This window comes from Bacillus sp. SRB_8 (assembly GCF_003264205.1).
Lineage (GTDB): Bacteria > Bacillota > Bacilli > Bacillales > Bacillaceae_G > Bacillus_A > Bacillus_A mycoides.
Genome location: NZ_NADT01000020.1, coordinates 208615 through 228038, shown reverse-complemented (window position 1 = coordinate 228038; position 19424 = coordinate 208615). Strand labels below are relative to the sequence as shown.

The window sequence follows — 19424 nt, the reverse complement described above, 5'->3', positions numbered from 1 at the left end:
AAGAAATGAGAGAGTCACATGCTTCTTCAAGGAACACATCGAATTGGTCGTATGGCCATGCTGTTGGCACTTGCGGATGAGAATGAAAGTCCCGTATTATCTATTCCGAAAGGTTGGAAATATTGTACTGGGAAAGTTGGTTCTATGAATTCGCAAAAAGTAGTAGCAGCAATGGAAACAGCGGCTAAGAGCAACCGAGTTATTGAAACAGATGTTTACAGAGAAACACATGCACTTTATCATGCAATTATGGAAGCTTTGTACGGAGTGACGAGAGGTCAAATTCAGTTAGCAGACGTTCTTCGTACAGTAGGACTTCGCTTTGCGATTGTGCGCGGTACACCATACGACGGAAAAAAAGAAGGCGAATGGGTTGCTGTTGCACTTTATGGAACGATTGGTGCACCTGTAAAAGGATCTGAGCATGAGGCGATTGGTTTAGGAATTAATCACATATGATTTGCCCATAGTCTATTAGTTAGAAGGGGGCCTTATTTTTTAGGACAGAAGTCTGTCTTAAAAAGATAAGGTCCCCTTTTGCCTTTATAAGGAGGAAAAAGAATGATTACGTTAACAGGACACACATTGACAGTTGAAGAAATGAAGAGGTTGTTACTTGAAGGTGAAGGTGTAACAGCTTGCCCAACTAGTATGCAAAAAGTGGCAGAGTGCCGCGAAGTTGTCGAGAAAATTGTAGAGGACGGAAAAGTCGTTTACGGTATTACAACTGGATTTGGAAAGTTTAGTGATGTACTTATTCAAAAAGATGATGTAAAAGCACTTCAACACAACTTAATTCAGTCACATGCGTGCGGAATAGGCGATCCATTCCCTGAAGAAGTATCACGCGGTATGTTGATTTTACGAGCTAATACGATGTTAAAAGGAGTATCGGGTGTTAGACCACTTGTTGTAAACATGCTTCTTGAGTTTGTAAATCGTAAAATTCATCCAGTCGTTCCGCAACAAGGATCACTAGGAGCGAGCGGTGATTTAGCACCTTTATCTCATCTTGCTCTCGTTTTATTAGGTGAAGGTGAAGTGTTCTACAAAGGAAAACGAGTTCATGCGATGGTTGCTCTTACAGAAGAAGGACTTGAACCTATTGAACTTGAAGCAAAAGAAGGTCTTGCGTTAATCAATGGTACGCAGGCAATGACAGCGCAAGGGGTTCTTTCTTATATAGAAGCTGAAGCAAGTGCTTATCAATCAGAATTAATTGCATCGATGACAATGGAAGGATTACGCGGCATTATTGATGCATTCGATGAAAATGTTCATAAAGCGCGTGGTTATAAAGAGCAAGTCGAAGTGGCAAGCAGAATTCGTGATATTCTTCATGATAGTAAACTTGTGACAAAACAAGGAGAACTTCGTGTACAAGATGCATATTCACTTCGTTGTATCCCGCAAGTTCACGGTGCTTCTTGGCAAGTTTTAAATTATGTGAAAGAAAAATTAGAAATTGAAATGAATGCAGCAACAGATAATCCACTTATTTTTGATGGCGGTGAAAAAGTAATCTCTGGTGGTAATTTCCACGGACAACCAATTGCATTTGCAATGGACTTCTTAAAAGTAGGGATGGCGGAGCTTGCAAATATTTCAGAGCGCCGTATTGAACGCCTAGTAAATCCGCAATTAAATGACTTACCACCATTTTTAAGTCCAGAACCAGGACTTCAATCAGGTGCCATGATTATGCAATATGCAGCGGCTTCACTCGTTTCAGAAAATAAAACGTTAGCTCATCCAGCGAGTGTAGATTCAATTCCGTCTTCAGCTAACCAAGAAGATCACGTAAGTATGGGAACAATCGCTTCACGTCATGCGCATCAAATTATTCAAAATGCAAGACGTGTTCTTGCAATTGAGATGATCTGTGCGATGCAAGCAGCAGAATATCGCGGAATTGAAAACATGAGTACAGTTACAAAAACGTTCTATCATCAAGGTCGTCAGCAAGTGCCTTCTATTACAAATGACCGTATATTCTCAACGGATATTGAAAATATCGCGCATTGGTTAAAAACGAATTATTCAATAAAGGAAAGATTGGATGTAAATGCAGCACTATAAAACGAGAAAAGGGAGAGATTGAAATGGAAAAAGTACAACAAACAATTCGTGCGGCAAGAGGTACTGAGTTACAAACGAAAGGATGGGTTCAAGAAGCTGCACTTCGAATGTTAATGAACAATTTAGATCCTGAAGTAGCTGAAAAACCAGAAGAATTAGTTGTGTATGGCGGAATTGGCCGTGCAGCTCGTAATTGGGAAAGCTACCATGCAATTGTTGATTCATTAAAAACGTTAGAAAACGATGAAACGTTACTTGTTCAATCAGGAAAACCGGTAGCAATTTTTAAATCACATGAAGATGCGCCTCGGGTTCTTTTAGCGAACTCAAACTTAGTACCGAAGTGGGCGAACTGGGATCACTTCCGTGAACTAGAGAAAAAAGGTCTTATGATGTACGGACAAATGACAGCGGGTAGCTGGATTTACATTGGGACACAAGGGATTTTACAAGGAACATATGAAACATTTGGTGAAGCGGCACGTCAACATTTCGATGGTTCATTAAAAGGTACTGTAACGATTACTGCTGGTTTAGGTGGCATGGGTGGCGCACAACCGCTTGCTGTAACGATGAACGGCGGTGTTGTAATTGCTATTGATGTAGATAAGCGTAGTATCGATCGTCGTATTGAAAAGAGATATTGTGATAAGTATACAGAATCATTAGAAGAAGCATTGGCTATTGCAAACGAATATAAAGAGAAGAAAGAGCCTATTTCAATTGGATTATTAGGTAATGCAGCAGAAATTTTACCTGAGTTAGTAAACCGTAATATTATCCCTGACTTAGTTACGGATCAAACTTCTGCCCATGATCCATTAAACGGTTATATTCCAGTAGGTTACACAGTAGAAGAAGCAGCGAAGCTTCGTGAAGAAGATCCAGAACGTTACGTACAATTATCAAAAGAAAGTATGAAAAAACATGTAGAAGCAATGCTTGCAATGCAAGAAAAAGGCGCGATTACATTTGATTACGGAAATAACATTCGCCAAGTTGCTTTCGATGAAGGATTAAAAAATGCTTTCGATTTCCCGGGATTCGTTCCAGCATTTATCCGTCCATTATTCTGTGAAGGAAAAGGACCATTCCGCTGGGTAGCACTTTCTGGTGATCCAGAAGATATTTATAAAACAGACGAAGTTATTTTACGCGAGTTCGCGGATAATGAGCATTTATGTAATTGGATTCGTATGGCACGTCAGCAAGTTGAGTTCCAAGGTCTTCCATCACGTATTTGTTGGCTTGGTTATGGTGAGCGTGCGAAATTTGGCCGCATTATTAATGAAATGGTGGCTAATGGTGAATTATCAGCACCGATCGTTATCGGCCGTGACCATTTAGATTGTGGATCAGTAGCATCTCCAAACCGTGAAACAGAATCTATGAAAGACGGTAGTGATGCAGTAGCAGACTGGCCAATTTTAAATGCATTAATTAACAGTGTAAATGGTGCAAGCTGGGTGTCTGTTCATCACGGTGGTGGCGTTGGTATGGGTTATTCACTTCACGCTGGAATGGTTATCGTTGCAGATGGAACAGAAGCAGCGGCAAAACGTATTGAACGCGTATTAACTTCTGACCCTGGTATGGGTGTTGTTCGTCACGTTGATGCTGGCTATGACTTAGCGGTTCAAACTGCGAAAGAAAAAGGCGTTAACATCCCAATGATGAAATAAGGAGGAAGAAACATGCTGGACACTTTACTAATAAATATCGGTCAATTACTAACAATGGATCAAGAAGATGGCTTGTTAAGACAGGAAGCGATGAATACGCTTCCTGTTATTGAAAACGGTGCGGTTGGAATTGAAAATGGTGTAATTACTTTCGTTGGAACAGCGGAAGAAGCTAAAGGATTACAAGCGAAAGAGGTTATTGATTGCGGCGGGAAAATGGTGTCTCCTGGTCTTGTTGATCCGCATACTCATCTTGTATTTGGTGGATCTCGTGAAAATGAAGTCGCGCTAAAACTACAAGGAGTTCCGTACTTGGAAATTTTAGAACAAGGCGGAGGTATTCTTTCAACTGTAAATGCAACGAAACAAGCGTCGAAAGAAGAACTTGTTCAAAAAGCTAAATTCCATTTAGACCGTATGCTATCTTTCGGAGTTACAACTGTAGAAGCGAAGAGTGGTTACGGATTGGATGATGAGACAGAATGGAAACAATTAGAGGCAACTGCACAATTACAAAAAGAGCATCCAATTGATTTAGTTTCAACATTTTTAGGTGCTCATGCAGTTCCGAAAGAGTATAAAGGAAGATCGAAAGAATTTTTACAATGGATGCTAGATTTATTACCGGAAATGAAAGAGAAGCAATTAGCTGAGTTCGTTGATATTTTCTGCGAAACAGGTGTGTTCTCTGTAGAAGAATCAAAAGAATTTTTATTAAAAGCGAAAGAGCTTGGCTTTGATGTGAAAATTCATGCAGATGAAATCGACCCTCTTGGTGGTGCGGAAGCAGCGGCTGAAATTGGTGCAGCATCAGCGGACCATTTAGTTGGCGCTTCTGATAAAGGAATTGAAATGCTTGCGAATTCTAATACAGTAGCAACTTTATTACCAGGAACAACTTTCTATTTAAATAAAGAAAGCTTCGCACGCGGCCGCAAAATGATTGATGAAGGTGTTGCAGTTGCTTTAGCTACAGACTTTAACCCAGGTAGCTGTCCAACTGAAAACATTCAGCTTATTATGAGCATTGCGATGCTGAAACTGAAAATGACACCAGAAGAAGTTTGGAATGCGGTAACAGTGAACTCATCTTATGCCATTAATCGAGGCGATGTAGCTGGGAAAATTAGAGTTGGTCGTAAGGCGGATTTAGTTTTATGGGATGCTTATAATTACGCTTACGTACCGTACCATTACGGCGTAAGTCATGTAAATACAGTATGGAAGAATGGGAATATCGCATATACAAGAGGTGAACAATCGTGGAGCACGGCCACTATTTAAAGAAAAATGCAAAGTTTATCGATCGTGAAGTGACGAAGTGGAGCGAAATGATTAAAAATTGGGAGGAAGGTGTGGAAATATTCGGTGCTGCCTTAATTGGAGCGCCCCTTTCTAAACCATCTATTAGTCATTCAGGAGCATGTTTTGCACCAAAAACAATTCGTTCAATGTTGGATGCATATAGCACGTACGCAATTACAGAAGAACACGATATGAAAGAAAGTGTTCTTCATGATTGTGGTGATATTACGATGCATGTGACAGATATAAAAGAGAGTCATAACCGAATTGCGAAAACAGTTGGTCACTTGACGAAAGTAAATCCGAAAATGATACCAATCGTTCTTGGTGGTGACCACTCGATTAGTTTTCCGAGTATAACTGGTTTTGCAAATAGTAAAGGGAAGGTCGGTATTATTCAATTTGATGCCCATCATGATTTACGTAATTTAGATGATGGTGGTCCATCAAATGGTACACCGTTCCGTAGTTTGCTAGAAAATGATGTGATTACAGGAAAACAACTCGTTCAAATTGGGATTCGTAATTTTTCAAATGCACGAGCGTACCATGAATATGCAAAAGAGCATGGCGTGACAGTGTATACAATGAAAGATGTAAGAGAGCGAAAAATAAAAGATCTTATTTCAGAAAGTATTGAAGTATTAAGAAAACAAGATGTGACTTCTATTTATATTTCTCTTGATATGGACGTACTAGACCAAGCGTTTGCGCCGGGCTGTCCAGCAATTGGCCCTGGTGGGATGGATAGTACAACTTTACTTGATGCAATTGAATTCCTTGGTAAAGAGCCACTCGTTCAAGGGATGGATATAGTAGAAATTGATCCAACTCTTGATTTTAGGGATATGACGAGTAGAGTAGCTGCGCAAGTGATTATGAGTTTTCTTTTAGCGCGAGAAACGATTAGTAAACAGGTTAGTATATAAGCGAAGGATCGTGTGTGAAGTTTTGAAGCAACCGTTTTTGTCATTATATAAAAATACATCGCTACTTATATGTAGTGATGTGTTTTTTTTGTTTTACAAGGTATATAAAATTAGAGAAAATGGGTGTAGAAATGTAACAAAATCGCGGGTTTTTTAGTGTTTCTGTACAGCTTGAATTTTTATGTGTAAATAAATTGACATAGAAAATAATTTTGTGATATTATAAAAATTTTGCTAAAAAAATAAATGTATGTTAAGATTGAGAAGGTTACCATATATGGAGGTGGATTATTTGTTTCAAATTGGCGATAACATCGTTTATCCAATGCACGGAGCAGGTATAATTAAAGCCATAGAAGAAAAGGAAATCTCAGGAGAAAAAAGACAGTATTATGTTATAAAAATGTCGGCTAGTAATATGGAAGTAATGATTCCTATGGGGAAAATATTGAGTTCAAATATACGACCAGTTACAGATATAAAGGCATTAACAAACATAATAGATATTTTTCAGCATGGGGAATCAGATAGATTACTTACGTGGAAACAAAGGTATAAATTGAACACTGATAAAATAAAAACGGGTAAAATACAAGAAGGTGCTGAAGTTGTACGTGACTTATTACGTATGCAGAAAGAAAAAGCACTTAATGCAAGCGAAAAGAAAATGTTAGATAACGCACATGAATTTTTGATTAGTGAGCTGGGATTAATTGAAGGTATCACAGAAAATCAAATAAAAAGCTTTTGTTAAGATTCATTGTAGATAATGTATTACATCCCAAAAAAGATCTTGAATTTTTTGGGAATATAATTATAGAAAATCAATCATTTCAAAGACATTCAACTCTTTCAAACCACTTTTAGAGCATTAACCTCTTTTGTTATTACTACAATTTAATCCATTTTTATTTTTTAATTTCTTTTACGAATGTTCGAAGTTTAATTAAATAACTCGATAAAATAGTTACTTGATTTTTGCAATCCTGATTCACACTGGCACGGACGAGGAGCCGTAAGGATGAAAGAGAGGTAGGGCTTTCATTGTTTTAGGTATATAAGTTATTATTTTTAGAAGAATACTGAACCACTCCCACTTCTATTGTTAAGAGATTTTCCATATGTGAGGAGATAATAATTGTTTATTTTCTTTATTTAAAAGAGATAAACGAATTGTTAGCCTTATATGGTCAACTAAAAAAGGTTTCCTACTTAGGAAACCTTTTTAATTTTATTTATTCCATTTCAGGATATTTTTGTTTTGTTAGTTATCGGGAAAAAGTAAACAAATGTTACTCCATTACGATAATAGGTTTAATCGTTTTTCCTGTTTTAGAATCTTCAAATGCTTGAGCAATTTCTTCAAAAGAATAGAATTGTACAAACTTATCGAATGGGAATAGTCCTTTTTGATAGAAATTAATTAATTTTGGAATGAATAGTTGCGGTACTGCATCACCTTCAACTACCCCTTTAATTGTAATAGCTTTTACGACAATTTCATTTGTTACGTTTAAAGTTAAATCCTTTTTACCAACAGCAACAGTTGCCATTGTACCTTTTACTCGTAAGCATTGAATGGATTGCAGTGTAACAGTATTTACGCCAGTTGTTTCAAATGAGTAATTAGCTCCACCGTTTGTAATTTCTTTAATTTTGGCAACTGGATCTTCGTTTAAGCTATTAATCGTGTGTGTAGCCCCTAATTCCTTCGCTAATTCTAAACGACTATCATGAATATCAATGGCAATGATTGTAGTACATCCAGCAATTTTAGCTGCCATTAAGCCACTAAGGCCAACAGCACCGGTTCCAAATACAACTAGGCTACTACCTGGTTTTGGCTGTAATGAATTTAGGATCGTACCGCTACCAGTCATAATTCCACAACCAAGTGGTCCTAACAAACGTATATCAACATCTTTTGGTACTTTTACAGTATTATTCTCATCAACCACGGCATGGTATGCGAATGAAGATTGGCCGAAGAATTGAGAAATGTCATTATTGTTAAGATCGTGTATAGGTGTTACATGGCGTTTGTTTTTTCCAGAGAAGTTTAATTCAATCATATTTTCGCAAGCAGCAGCATTACCATCTAAGCAATTTTCACAATGACCACAGTAAGCGAATCCAAGTACAACATGGTCACCAGGTGTAACCGATGTTACATTACTTCCCACTTTTTCCACGATACCAGAACCTTCATGTCCTAAAACAACTGGTTTTGGTGTTGGCATTGTACCGTCTAAAACTGTTGCATCTGTATGACATATACCCGAAGCGATAATTTTTACTAATACTTCATCGTCTTTAATATCGTTTAAGTATACTTCTTGCATATTAAAATCTTTTTCAGGTGTAGAAACGATAGCTTTTGTTTTCATTGTTATCCTTCTTTCTAAAAATTAAATAAGAAAAAATACTTTCAACTATCTAGGAGTCTTTTATTAGTTCCTAAAATTTCGTTGGTATAATTTAAAAAACAAATGAATTATTGAAACCTCGTTAGTGTAAGTTTGAACATAGTACATTGGAAACAGGTTCTTTTTGGTTAGTAAATAGTTAAATAATTAATTACCGATATATTCTATAGTAATAAAACTAGAAAAAAAGAAAACATCCACTTAATAAGTATTTTCCTCATCCACTTACTGGACATTAGAATAAACAGCAGATTCCTGAATTTCAGAATCCTTAAAGTTAAAAACGGTTAGTTTTATTATACGAATATTCCTACGTAAGAGCGTATAAATTGACGTTACTATCTAAAAGTAAGTATGATGCGATTATAGTTAGATTTTTTTAGGGGGAAGAAAAATGACAAGTTCAAATAATAAAGCGGCAAGTATTTATGAAGGAACAAATATAAACGCTTGGGGGTCTTTTGAAAATATTGAAGAAACGAAGTTATTTCATCCGATTCAAATTGGATCTTGGTCTCTTCGTAATCGCATAGCGATGGCACCGATGACGAGATGTTTTGCAAATAATGAGACTGGGGTAGTTGGTACTGATGTAGTAGAGTATTATCAAAAACGTGCTGCTGATGGGATTGGATTAATTATTACAGAAGGAATTGTCATTAGCCCGAGAGCAAAAGGGAATCCGGGAGTACCAGGTATTTATACACAAGCGCAAATTGATTCTTGGAAACCTGTTACAGAGGCAGTACATAAAGAAGGCGGAACGATTATTGCTCAAATATGGCATGTTGGACGTATGAGTCATCACGAAATAATTGGTGGTCAAATGCCGCAAGCACCGTCTGCTATTGCTGCGGAGGGTAATGTTCCGCGTTTTCGTAAACCGTTTGATACACCAGAAGCAATGACAATAGAAGAAATAAAAGAAGTTGTCGATCAATATGCACAGGCTGCAAAAAACGCAATCGAAGCTGGATTTGATGGTGTAGAAATTCACGGTGCACACGGATATTTAATTGACCAATTTACTTATGAATTTGCGAATAAGCGTACTGATAAATACGGCGGGGACTTAAAACAAAGGTTAACGTTTATGAAAGAAGTTGTTCAGGCTGTAATTGAAGCAGTTGGAGCTGATAAAACGCTTCTTCGCTTCTCTGCCTTTAAAGGTGATAATCCTACTTATATGTGGGAACATCCTGAACTTGCAATTGAAACGTTTGTAAATATGTTTAAAGAAGTTGGATTAACGATGATTCACCCTTCAACGATGAATTATACGCAAGTTATTGCTGACGGTAAGAATTTTCATCAATTAGTAAGAAAGTATTGGGATAGTACTATCGTAGGAGTAGGTAATTTGAATCCGAAAGAGGCAGAAGAAGCACTGCAAGAAGGAACAATTGATGTAGCGGCGTTCGGAAGACCATTAATCGCTAATCCAGATTTTGTGCAGCGAATTAAAAATGCTGAAAGTTTGGTTGAATATGACGCGAAAGGGCATCTTGCTACATTAATTTGAATAAAGATAAAAGGAGAACACATCAGGTGTTCTCCTTTTATTATGGATTTTCATAGGAGGAAGCGGGATGAGTGAAACGCTACTCGTTATTATTAGTATATTGCTCTTATTGATGTTACTATTAATCATTTTTTTTATTATTACATTTTTTATTAAAAAACGGACGCATCATTCTATATTAAAGTTACATCCATACTTAGGAAGGATGCGTTATTTACTTGAAAAGATAGGACCGGAATTTAGGCAATATTGGTTTGATCATGATACGGATGGAAAGCCCTTTTCACGTTATGATTTTCAAAGTGTAATGTTTCTAGCAAAATACCGTTCAGAAATACTCGGTTTTGGATCGAAACGAGATTTTGATGCATCTGGATATTATATCGCTAATACATTATTTCCGAAATTAACAGATGAATTAAGTGTGAATGTAACGAAAGAACGTGAAGGGAAAAAGTATGTGATTCATAAAGAAGGGTTATTTTCACGAAGAGAAAAATTGACAGCGGATACAACGAATCTTTGGTTATATGAAGAAGACGATGCAATTATCGTCGGTGAAAACCGCAAATATCCGTGGAAACTGTATGGCATGTTTGGCGCATCAGCAACTTCTTACGGTGCGATTGGAGAAAATTATATTTTGGCAAGTGGATTTGGCGCGAAGATGGCTGGCGGTTCGTGGATTAATACGGGGGAAGGTGGTGTAATACCGGAACATTTACATACCGGTGCAAATATCATTGCCCAAATTGGTCCGGGATTATTTGGATACCGTGACGAGGACGGGAATTTTTCGATGAAGGAATTTATGGAGAAGGCGAAAGAAAGTAATATTAAAGCGTTTGAATTGAAATTTGGGCAAGGAGCAAAAATACGTGGTGGTCATTTAGAAGGACAGAAGGTAAATGAGAAAATCGCTTCCGTTCGGAAAGTACGAGAAGGAGAAACGATTAATTCGCCAAATCGTTTTTCATTTATTAGTAGTGCCGCAGAGGCTTTATATTTTATTCAAGATTTACAAGAAAACGGTGGTAAACCAGTGGGCATGAAAATTGTAATTGGTCAACAGAAGCCTTTGGAAGATTTATTAAAAGCAATGAAAGAATTAAACATCTATCCAGATTTTATTACAATCGACGGTTCAGAAGGTGGATCAGGGGCAACATATAAATCGATGGCAGATAGTATGGGGCTTCCGCTTATACCGGCATTACTTACATTTATTGATACAGCAAATCATTACGGTGTCAGGGATAAATTAAAGGTGTTTGCCTCCGGGAAATTAATCACGCCAGATAAAGTAGCGATTGCTTTAGCTATCGGTGCAGATGCCGTAAATTCAGCACGTGGATTCATGATGGCAAGCGGTTGTATTATGGCACTTCAATGTAATTCAGGGCAATGCCCATCGGGGGTTGCAACTACGAATCCACACTACCAAAAAGCATTAGATCCGTATGAGAAAAAATGGCGAGTAATGAACTATGTTATTAGTATGAGATATAGTTTGTTTTCATTAGCGGCAGCAGCGGGAGTAAAGAGCCCGCGCCATTTAACGAGAGAGCATATTGTGTTTAAAGATGAGGTGGGGCGGATAGTTCCTCTTTCAGAATTGTTTCCTACTAGTAAATAGAAGATAAGCTATGTTTAATACATTAAAAGTCATACATTCGTATGGCTTTTTTCTTTTAAAATTCAACTAATAAACGAATGAAAATAAGGTGTGAAAAAACGCTATTTTATTTTCTGATTATTTTTACTTTAATTTCTTTTAAAAACCGGGTAATCCACTGGGATAAAGGCGTTTATAAAGGTTTTCACATGTAGTGAAAAGGGCTTGTTCACTTGAAAGAACAAAAAATGTTTGTTAAGGTAGGGAACCATAAGCGAAAACAAGAAAATAGAAAAAGTCATTTTTCGAAATTTTGAATGGCTTATGTAACTAAGGGAGAGATTTGGTGAAGATTGAGATTATGGTTTCGCTTGCTATTTATATGGCAGGTATGTTGTATATCGGCTATTGGTCTTATAAGAAGACATCCGATTTATCAGATTATATGTTAGGGGGAAGGGGACTCGGTCCAGCAGTTACAGCTTTATCAGCTGGTGCTTCTGACATGAGTGGTTGGATGCTAATGGGATTACCTGGTGCGATGTATGCAACAGGATTATCAAGTGTATGGATTGCGATAGGTTTATTAATAGGTGCTTATGCAAACTATTTAATTCTTGCCCCGCGTTTGCGAACGTATACAGAAATGGCAAATGATTCAATTACGATTCCAGATTTTTTAGAAAATCGGTTTAAAGATCGTACGAAAATACTTCGTTTTGTCTCCGCTATCGTCATTTTAGTGTTTTTCACATTTTATGCGTCAGCTGGTTTAGTTTCAGGTGGACGTTTGTTTGAGAATTCTTTCAATCTTGATTATAAAATTGGTTTATTTGTAACTGTCGGTGTCGTTGTTGCTTATACATTATTCGGTGGCTTTTTAGCAGTAAGTTGGACCGACTTTGTGCAAGGTTGTATTATGTTTATTGCTCTTGTGTTAGTGCCAATTGTAGCTTTTACAGATGTCGGTGGTGTAACAGAAACATTCAATACGATTAAGCAAGTTGATGCATCGCATTTAGATATGTTTAAAGGTACTACAATTCTTGGTATTATTTCATTTTTAGCATGGGGTCTTGGGTATTTTGGTCAACCGCATATTATTGTTCGCTTTATGGCAATTACCTCTGTTAAAGATTTAAAAACTTCTCGTAGAATCGGTATCGGTTGGATGACGATTTCAATTATAGGTGCAATGCTTACTGGTCTAATTGGTATTGCTTATTACGCTAAAAATAATGAGAAATTACAAGACCCAGAAATGGTCTTTGTAACATTCTCAAACATTTTATTCCATCCGTATATTACTGGATTTTTATTGTCAGCTATTTTGGCTTCGATTATGAGTAGTATTTCCTCGCAATTACTCGTTATTTCAAGTGCTGTAACGGAAGATTTCTATAAAACATTTTTCCGTCGTAACGCAAGTGATAAAGAACTTGTATTTATCGGTAGACTGTCAGTATTAGTAGTAGCTATGATCGCAGTTGTTTTAGCGTATCATCCAAGTGATACAATTTTAACACTTGTCGGTTATGCTTGGGCAGGATTTGGTTCAGCATTCGGACCCGCCATTTTATTAAGTTTATATTGGAAGAGAACGAACAAATGGGGCGTTCTTGCTGGTATGATTGTAGGTGCAGTAGTTGTTATTACTTGGGTACAAATTCCAAGTTTAAAAGCGACTATGTATGAAATGGTACCTGGATTCTTCTGTAGTTTATTAGCTGTTATAGTTGTAAGTTTATTAACGAAAGAACCAGTGAAAGCAATTCATCGTGAATTTAACGAGATGGAAGCAGTGTTGGAAGAGGAAACGAAATAATTAGCGAAGAGAGTAAATGCTAACTAGCATTTACTCTCTTTTGATTTAAAATGAAAATAAGTGCTTGTTGACAACTAAAAGTAAGTAACTTATAATAAATATTGAGTTCGAGATAATTTATTTCCGAATAAAGATTTTAGATGGAGTAAATATTTTTTTGGAATTATCTCGAATTCGAGATGAATTCAGTGATATAGAAGATAATGCGTAATTTCACAGCTTATATCTCGAATTGAAGATAAAATCATAACGATGGATTTTACTTTGCAGTATGGACAAAATGAATAATGAATTTTAATGTATAAAAGTTTTTAAAATGAAATAAAAAGGGGCGGAGAAAATGGAAAAGAAAACAATGGGAATTCATCACATTACAGCAATCGTAGGACACCCACAAGAAAATGTAGATTTTTATGCAGGTGTATTAGGATTGCGTTTAGTAAAACAAACAGTGAATTTTGATGATCCAGGTACGTATCATCTTTATTTTGGTAATACAGGAGGAAAGCCTGGAACAATTATTACGTTTTTCCCATGGGCAGGTGCTCGTCAAGGTATTATTGGGGACGGTCAAGTAGGCATTACGTCTTATGTCGTACCAAAAGGTACAATGGAGTTTTGGGAAAATAGATTAGAAAAATTCGACGTACCGTATACAAAAATGACTCGGTTTGGAGAACAGTATATAGAATTTGATGATCCACATGGTTTGCATATAGAATTAGTTGAAAGAGAAGAGGGCGAATTAAATAATTGGACTTTTGGGGAAGTTACGCCAGAAGTAGCAATTAAAGGATTTGGCGGTGCTGTTCTTTTATCTGCACAACCTCAAAAAACTGCTGAATTGTTAGAGCATGTTATGGGTCTTGAGAAAGTAGGAGAAGAGGGAGAGTTTATGCGGTTCCGTTCTTCTGCTGATATTGGAAATATTATCGATTTGAGATTATCAACAATTGGACGTGGACAAATGGGTGTTGGTACAGTTCATCATATTGCTTGGAGAGCGAGTGATGATGCTGATCAATTAGACTGGAAAGAGCATGTGTCTCGCTTTGGATATGGTGTAACCCCTGTACAAGACCGAAACTATTTTAACGCAATTTATTTTAGAGAACACGGCGAAATCTTATTTGAAATTGCAACAGACCCTCCTGGTTTTGCCCATGACGAATCTTTAGAGACGATGGGTGAGGAGTTAAAATTACCGGATCGATATGAACAACATAGAAAACAAATTGAACAGACACTCTTACCATTTGAAGTGAGAAATCTAGATTAAAGTGATTGAAAGGGGAAAAGGAATATGATGAAACATGTTTTTCAAAAAGGAAAAGATACGTCAAAACCAGTGTTGTTATTGCTTCATGGTACAGGAGGAAATGAATTAGATTTATTACCGCTTGCAGAAAGAATTGATCGGGAAGCTTCTGTATTAAGTGTTCGTGGAAATGTATTAGAAAATGGGATGCCTCGTTTCTTCCGCCGATTAGCAGAAGGTATTTTTGATGAAGAGGATCTTGTTTTCCGTACGAAGGAATTAAATGAATTTTTAAATGAAGCAGCAAAAACATATGAATTTGATAGAGATAATATCGTAGCTGTTGGGTATTCAAATGGAGCAAATATTGCGGCGAGCTTATTATTCCATTACGAAAATGCATTAAAAGGTGCAGTCCTTCATCACCCAATGGTGCCTAGAAGAGGAATACAATTACCTAATTTAGCAGAGAAATTCGTATTTATCGCTGCTGGAACAAATGATCCAATTTGTTCACCTTCTGAGTCAGAGGAATTGAAGATGCTATTAGAAAATGTAGATGCTAATGTAAAAATGCATTGGGAAAATAGAGGACATCAATTAACGATGAATGAAGTAGAGAAGGCAACAGAATGGTATGAAAAAATATTTTCACATGCATAAATAGTAGACTAAATCGAGTGTAAAATCATAAAGATTTTATACTCGATTTTTTTGTTGTAATTTAAGGGGTTAAAAGAGAATAGGAAAGTTATGTTAAAATATAAAGAAAATGTAGAATAATGGAGGGGGACTATTAGATGTCAAACTACGAAAATGAAGAAATGCTAACGGGAGGGAATGTCTCAAACGTATATCGTTCGGAAGATACTGTTCGACGAGAATTAAAGAAAGGCAGTACCCGAATTCATAAGCTATTAAACCATTTGGAAAACAAAGGCTTTAGTTATGCACCAAAGTTTTTAGGTATTGATGATAAAGATAGAGAGATATTATCATTTATTGAAGGAGAAGCTGGTAATTACCCTTTAAAAGAGTACATGTGGTCTAATGATGTTTTAAAAGAAATAGCGAAGATGCTCCGTCTTTATCATGATGCTGTGAATGATTTCCCGTTATCAGATGATTGGAAACCGATGGATAATACTCCAAATAAAATAGAGGTTGTATGCCACAATGATTTTGCAATATACAACATTATTTTTAATAACGAAAAACCAGTAGGTATTATTGATTTTGATGTTGCTGGTCCTGGACCAAGACTTTGGGACATAGCCTATACTCTTTACACTTGTGTCCCATTAAGTAGAGTTTATTATAAGGAAACAGGTGCGGCGGTTTATTATAATTCATTACAGCATGCAGACCGCATAAAGCAAAGAGTTAAATTGTTTTTTGAGTCCTATAAAAGTGATGGCATCGCCGAGGATTATTTGGAGATGGTACTTCTACGATTAGAAGGATTATGTAAATACATGAAAAGAAAAGCACTAGAAGGCGATATGAACTTTCAAAAGATGATAGATGAAGGGCATCTTGAACATTATGAAAATGATATTCAGTTTATTCGTAAACATGGAAAAGAGTGGGTTTAATAAAATAAATCGTATACAAAAATAAAGCTCAGAGTCATATAGGGACTTTGAGCTTTTTAACGTATTAGTGTAGATGTTTTCCACAATAACCCGACTACTTATAACAGATGTCTTTTACTATATTAATGTAGCATAGTTATGAGTTTGTTACAGGCTGAGCTGTAGCAATCGGTAATTGGATATCGACAGTTGTTCCTATGTTTAATTCACTGGAAATGAATAATTTTCCGTGATGCTCTTGAATGATTTTATAGCACATCATTAAGCCAAGGCCAGTTCCTTTTTCTTTCAAGCTATAAAAAGGTTCGCCAAGACGAGCCATGCGCTCTTCAGGAATCCCACAACCTTCATCCATAATGCGTATTGAAACAAAATCATTTTCTAACGAAGCTGTTTGAATGAATATGTTACCACCATCAGGCATCGCCTCGATTGCATTTTTTAATATGTTAATCAAAACTTGTTTTAATTGATTACTGTCACATTGAATGTCAGAAATATAATCGAAATGATCCATGATGATATGAACGCTATGCATAATTGCTGTTGGTAAAATAAAAGTTACAACTTCTTCAATTAATGTTTGTACGTTGCATGTATGAATGGATAACACTTGTGGTTTAGACATCGCCATAAATTGGCTTGTTATAGATTCCATTTGTGAAATTTCACTCAACATAACGTCCACATACCATTTATTTTCCTCATTTATTTCTGGATGTAATAACGTTAAAAATCCTTTTAATGAAGTGAGCGGGTTTCTAATTTCATGGGCAATTCCAGCTGTCAGTTGTCCTACTACTGCAAGTTTTTCGGATTTCCGTAATAACTTTTCAGTTTCTTTTAGTTCGGTAACGTCTCTTCCCATCACTATAAGACCTTTGCGCGAGCCATCAGGATGGAAGAGTGGGACTTTTGAAATGCTTAAAACTAGGTCGAAATCATTTCTATGTATAATAAATTCCTCTCCGTGAAGAATTTGTCCTTTTTGCCATGTTAGTTCATCGACTTCTTCACAATGCAAAAAAGATTCGCGGTATGCTTCGTTATATTGAATGAGTTCATTATCTCTTTTTCCATGATAAGGAACGTTATGGAAATTGAAACAAGAAAGCGCATAGTCATTCGCTTCAAGCCAGCGTCCTTCATGGTCCTTAAAAATAACAAATGCAGGCATTGAATTCATTAATGTGCGTAATCGTTTCTCACTCTCTTGTAATACTTTCTCAATTCTTTCTGATTTTTCAAGGGGTTTCATAATGGCGTATACACCTGTTAAACGGTTTTTAACAAAAATAGGAACTAATTTTGTTACGACATCTAGTAAATATCCGTCTTTATGATAAATAGAGACGATATACTCTTTTTGATTGTCAGCTGCAGCATTTTTTATGTATTGTAGCACTTGATCAGAAATATGTGCTTCTAAAATAGAAGTGATTGTTTTTTGCTCTAATTCGTTAGAAGTATAACCTAATATTCTTTCAGCAGCGGGGTTAATATGTAAAATAACTCCTTCTAAATTCAATGAAATAATACTATCAGGGTTATGTTCAAAAAGAGATGCATACATTTCTGCTAAAGAACGATTTTGTATATGGTTTCGCAAGCGCCCCGATACGTTTGGGTGACGCTTTTTTTGAGTAGACGAATGTTTTTTACGACTCATAATATTTCCTCCGTACAACTAGCATCTAAAAAAAGATGAATCCATTAATAACTATAATATAGGTGTGACATATATTTCTATAAAAAATGGAAATTACATAGTAAATTTTCTTTTTTATTTTTAGTGGAAGGTATAAAAGGTAGTAATAAGAGAATCTTATATTGTTTTATTAATTTTCTGTAAGTTACAGAGATGCGTTTTCTTTATAATATTAGAATAGAAGAGGGGGAAGGAATATGAAAAATTATATTCAAGGAATTGATCATGTACAAGTAGCTGCACCCGTAGGATGCGAAGAAGAAGCGCGAGAATTTTATGGTAATAAAATTGGAATGGAGGAAATTCCAAAGCCGGAGGAATTAAAGAAGCGTGGTGGGTGTTGGTTTAAGTGTGGAAATCAAGAGATTCATATCGGAGTTGAGAAAAATTTTAATCCAGCTAAAAAAGCTCATCCAGCTTTTTATGTTTTGAAAATTAATGAATTTAAACAAGGGTTAATAAAGCAAGGTATTGAAGTAATAGATGATCATGCACGACCAGATGTAATCAGATTTTACGTGTCAGATCCGTTTGGAAATCGAATTGAATTTATGGAAAATAAAAACTAGGTGAAGGTCCACCTAGTTTTTTACACTTTTCTAAACAATCCTAATACTTCAACAGTCTCCGTAATATTAACGAATGCATGTGGATCAATTTCCGAAATCGTTAGTTTCATACTTGCTAATTCTTCACGTGAAACGACTGTCATAAGTACACGTTTTTTCTCGTTTGAATAAGCACCTTCACCATCAAGTAACGTAATTCCACGTACTACAGTTGAAAGAAGCTTTTTTTTCATTTCTTCTGCTTGATTTGTTACAATCATAAGTGTAACTTTACGATGTTTCGTATGAACGGCATCAATTACTTTACCAGTTACATAAATTGAAAGTAAGCTTGTAAGGGCAACATCCCAAGTGAAGAAAAATCCTGCAATGACAACAACAACAGTATTTAATGCAATAAGGAATCCACCAAGTTTAATATCTCGCTTACGAGATAACAACATACCGATAATATCAAATCCACCAGTTGAACCATAGCAGTTAAAGACAAGACCAATACCAGCTCCGGCGATGACACCGCCAAATACAGATGATAAAAGTGGATCTGTTGCTACGACTTTTACTGGAACATAGTATAGTGCAACAGATAATACAATTACAGAAACAACCGTGTTAAAAATTACTTTTTTTCCAAGACCTATGTATCCTAAAATAAGGATAGGTAAGTTCAATACAAAGTTAATAATACCTGTGTTTACAGGGGTTACAATCCCTAAAATAATAGCAATTCCGCCAATTCCACTACTTAAAATTTTATGGGGGATAAGGAAAAGATTAAAGGCAATTGCGATAATAATAGAACCAAAAATAACACCAAGAAATCTGACCATCTCTTTCCCGTCCTTCACTAAATAATCATATTATTTCAAGATTATATATGAAATTGAAAGTTTTTTGGGAAAACAGTTTAT

Annotated in this window: 16 protein-coding genes; 13 read left to right on the top strand and 3 right to left on the bottom strand. The window is 36.1% G+C overall.

Annotated elements, in window-relative coordinates:
- Positions 1–18 precede the first annotated feature (18 nt).
- The 6 genes from hutP (at position 19) to B5P40_RS19380 (ending at position 6749) form a co-directional block, all read left to right on the top strand.
- Positions 19–459, top strand: coding sequence for a histidine utilization transcription antiterminator HutP (hutP, locus tag B5P40_RS19405; protein WP_000926519.1), 441 nt, complete (start codon positions 19–21; stop codon positions 457–459).
- 102 nt (positions 460–561) lie between these two features.
- Complete coding sequence (gene hutH, locus B5P40_RS19400) at positions 562–2079, top strand: histidine ammonia-lyase (protein ID WP_002033511.1); 1518 nt, start codon at positions 562–564, stop codon at positions 2077–2079.
- A 23-nt stretch (positions 2080–2102) separates the two neighbouring features.
- The gene (hutU, locus tag B5P40_RS19395; protein WP_002033512.1) at positions 2103–3761 is read left to right on the top strand and encodes a urocanate hydratase; all 1659 of its coding nucleotides are present in this window, start codon (positions 2103–2105) and stop codon (positions 3759–3761) included.
- 12 nt (positions 3762–3773) lie between these two features.
- Complete coding sequence (gene hutI, locus B5P40_RS19390) at positions 3774–5045, top strand: imidazolonepropionase (protein WP_002190400.1); 1272 nt, start codon at positions 3774–3776, stop codon at positions 5043–5045.
- A complete protein-coding gene (gene hutG / locus B5P40_RS19385) occupies positions 5024–5995 on the top strand; it encodes a formimidoylglutamase (protein ID WP_002128542.1) in 972 nt (323 codons plus the stop codon). The genes hutI and hutG overlap by 22 nt, the downstream gene beginning before the upstream one ends.
- 292 nt (positions 5996–6287) lie before the next feature.
- Entirely contained in the window at positions 6288–6749 is a 462-nt protein-coding gene (locus B5P40_RS19380) for a CarD family transcriptional regulator (RefSeq protein ID WP_170935206.1), read from the top strand.
- 538 nt (positions 6750–7287) lie between these two features.
- On the opposite strand, the gene B5P40_RS19375 is transcribed toward B5P40_RS19380, so the two are convergent.
- Positions 7288–8382, bottom strand: a complete 1095-nt coding sequence (locus tag B5P40_RS19375; protein ID WP_002190398.1) for an NAD(P)-dependent alcohol dehydrogenase — start codon at positions 8380–8382, stop codon at positions 7288–7290.
- A gap of 433 nt (positions 8383–8815) precedes the next feature.
- On the opposite strand from B5P40_RS19375, the gene B5P40_RS19370 reads away from it, so the two are divergent.
- The 6 genes from B5P40_RS19370 to B5P40_RS19345 all read left to right on the top strand — a co-directional run bounded on the left by B5P40_RS19370 (position 8816) and on the right by B5P40_RS19345 (position 16236).
- The gene (locus tag B5P40_RS19370; protein WP_002190396.1) at positions 8816–9943 is read left to right on the top strand and encodes an alkene reductase; all 1128 of its coding nucleotides are present in this window, start codon (positions 8816–8818) and stop codon (positions 9941–9943) included.
- 67 nt (positions 9944–10010) lie between these two features.
- Positions 10011–11579 carry an FMN-binding glutamate synthase family protein gene (locus tag B5P40_RS19365; RefSeq protein WP_105589626.1) on the top strand — a complete coding sequence of 523 codons (1569 nt, stop codon included), beginning with the start codon at positions 10011–10013 and terminating at the stop codon, positions 11577–11579.
- Positions 11580–11904: 325 nt separating this feature from the next.
- A complete protein-coding gene (gene putP, locus B5P40_RS19360) occupies positions 11905–13383 on the top strand; it encodes a sodium/proline symporter PutP (RefSeq protein WP_002142737.1) in 1479 nt (492 codons plus the stop codon).
- 340 nt (positions 13384–13723) lie between these two features.
- The gene (locus tag B5P40_RS19355; RefSeq protein ID WP_002167825.1) at positions 13724–14662 is read left to right on the top strand and encodes a ring-cleaving dioxygenase; all 939 of its coding nucleotides are present in this window, start codon (positions 13724–13726) and stop codon (positions 14660–14662) included.
- 27 nt (positions 14663–14689) lie between these two features.
- Positions 14690–15304: an alpha/beta hydrolase gene (locus B5P40_RS19350; RefSeq protein WP_113709736.1), complete on the top strand. Its 615-nt coding sequence runs from the start codon at positions 14690–14692 to the stop codon at positions 15302–15304.
- Between the two features lie 137 nt (positions 15305–15441).
- Entirely contained in the window at positions 15442–16236 is a 795-nt protein-coding gene (locus tag B5P40_RS19345) for a phosphotransferase (RefSeq protein ID WP_113709666.1), read from the top strand.
- A gap of 136 nt (positions 16237–16372) precedes the next feature.
- On the opposite strand, the gene B5P40_RS19340 is transcribed toward B5P40_RS19345, so the two are convergent.
- Positions 16373–17905 (bottom strand): BA3702 family sensor histidine kinase, encoded by a 1533-nt coding sequence (locus tag B5P40_RS19340; protein WP_113709665.1) that lies wholly within the window; start codon positions 17903–17905, stop codon positions 16373–16375.
- Positions 17906–18141: 236 nt separating this feature from the next.
- Between B5P40_RS19340 and B5P40_RS19330 the strand changes: the two genes are divergently transcribed.
- Entirely contained in the window at positions 18142–18513 is a 372-nt protein-coding gene (locus B5P40_RS19330; protein ID WP_113709664.1) for a VOC family protein, read from the top strand.
- 20 nt (positions 18514–18533) lie between these two features.
- Here the strand turns inward: B5P40_RS19330 and B5P40_RS19325 are convergent, their stop codons facing one another.
- Entirely contained in the window at positions 18534–19343 is an 810-nt protein-coding gene (locus B5P40_RS19325; protein WP_113709663.1) for a YitT family protein, read from the bottom strand.
- Positions 19344–19424: the final 81 nt, after the last annotated feature.

Coding starts and splice junctions, on each gene's coding strand:
- hutP (WP_000926519.1), top strand. CDS start 19: ATGCTTCTTCAAGGAACACATCGAATTGGTCGTATGGCCATGCTGTTG.
- hutH (WP_002033511.1), top strand. CDS start 562: ATGATTACGTTAACAGGACACACATTGACAGTTGAAGAAATGAAGAGG.
- hutI (WP_002190400.1), top strand. CDS start 3,774: ATGCTGGACACTTTACTAATAAATATCGGTCAATTACTAACAATGGAT.
- B5P40_RS19355 (WP_002167825.1), top strand. CDS start 13,724: ATGGAAAAGAAAACAATGGGAATTCATCACATTACAGCAATCGTAGGA.
- B5P40_RS19325 (WP_113709663.1), bottom strand. CDS start 19,343: ATGGTCAGATTTCTTGGTGTTATTTTTGGTTCTATTATTATCGCAATT.
- B5P40_RS19330 (WP_113709664.1), top strand. CDS start 18,142: ATGAAAAATTATATTCAAGGAATTGATCATGTACAAGTAGCTGCACCC.
- hutU (WP_002033512.1), top strand. CDS start 2,103: ATGGAAAAAGTACAACAAACAATTCGTGCGGCAAGAGGTACTGAGTTA.
- B5P40_RS19365 (WP_105589626.1), top strand. CDS start 10,011: ATGAGTGAAACGCTACTCGTTATTATTAGTATATTGCTCTTATTGATG.
- B5P40_RS19370 (WP_002190396.1), top strand. CDS start 8,816: ATGACAAGTTCAAATAATAAAGCGGCAAGTATTTATGAAGGAACAAAT.
- B5P40_RS19375 (WP_002190398.1), bottom strand. CDS start 8,382: ATGAAAACAAAAGCTATCGTTTCTACACCTGAAAAAGATTTTAATATG.
- B5P40_RS19340 (WP_113709665.1), bottom strand. CDS start 17,905: ATGAGTCGTAAAAAACATTCGTCTACTCAAAAAAAGCGTCACCCAAAC.
- B5P40_RS19345 (WP_113709666.1), top strand. CDS start 15,442: ATGTCAAACTACGAAAATGAAGAAATGCTAACGGGAGGGAATGTCTCA.
- B5P40_RS19350 (WP_113709736.1), top strand. CDS start 14,690: ATGAAACATGTTTTTCAAAAAGGAAAAGATACGTCAAAACCAGTGTTG.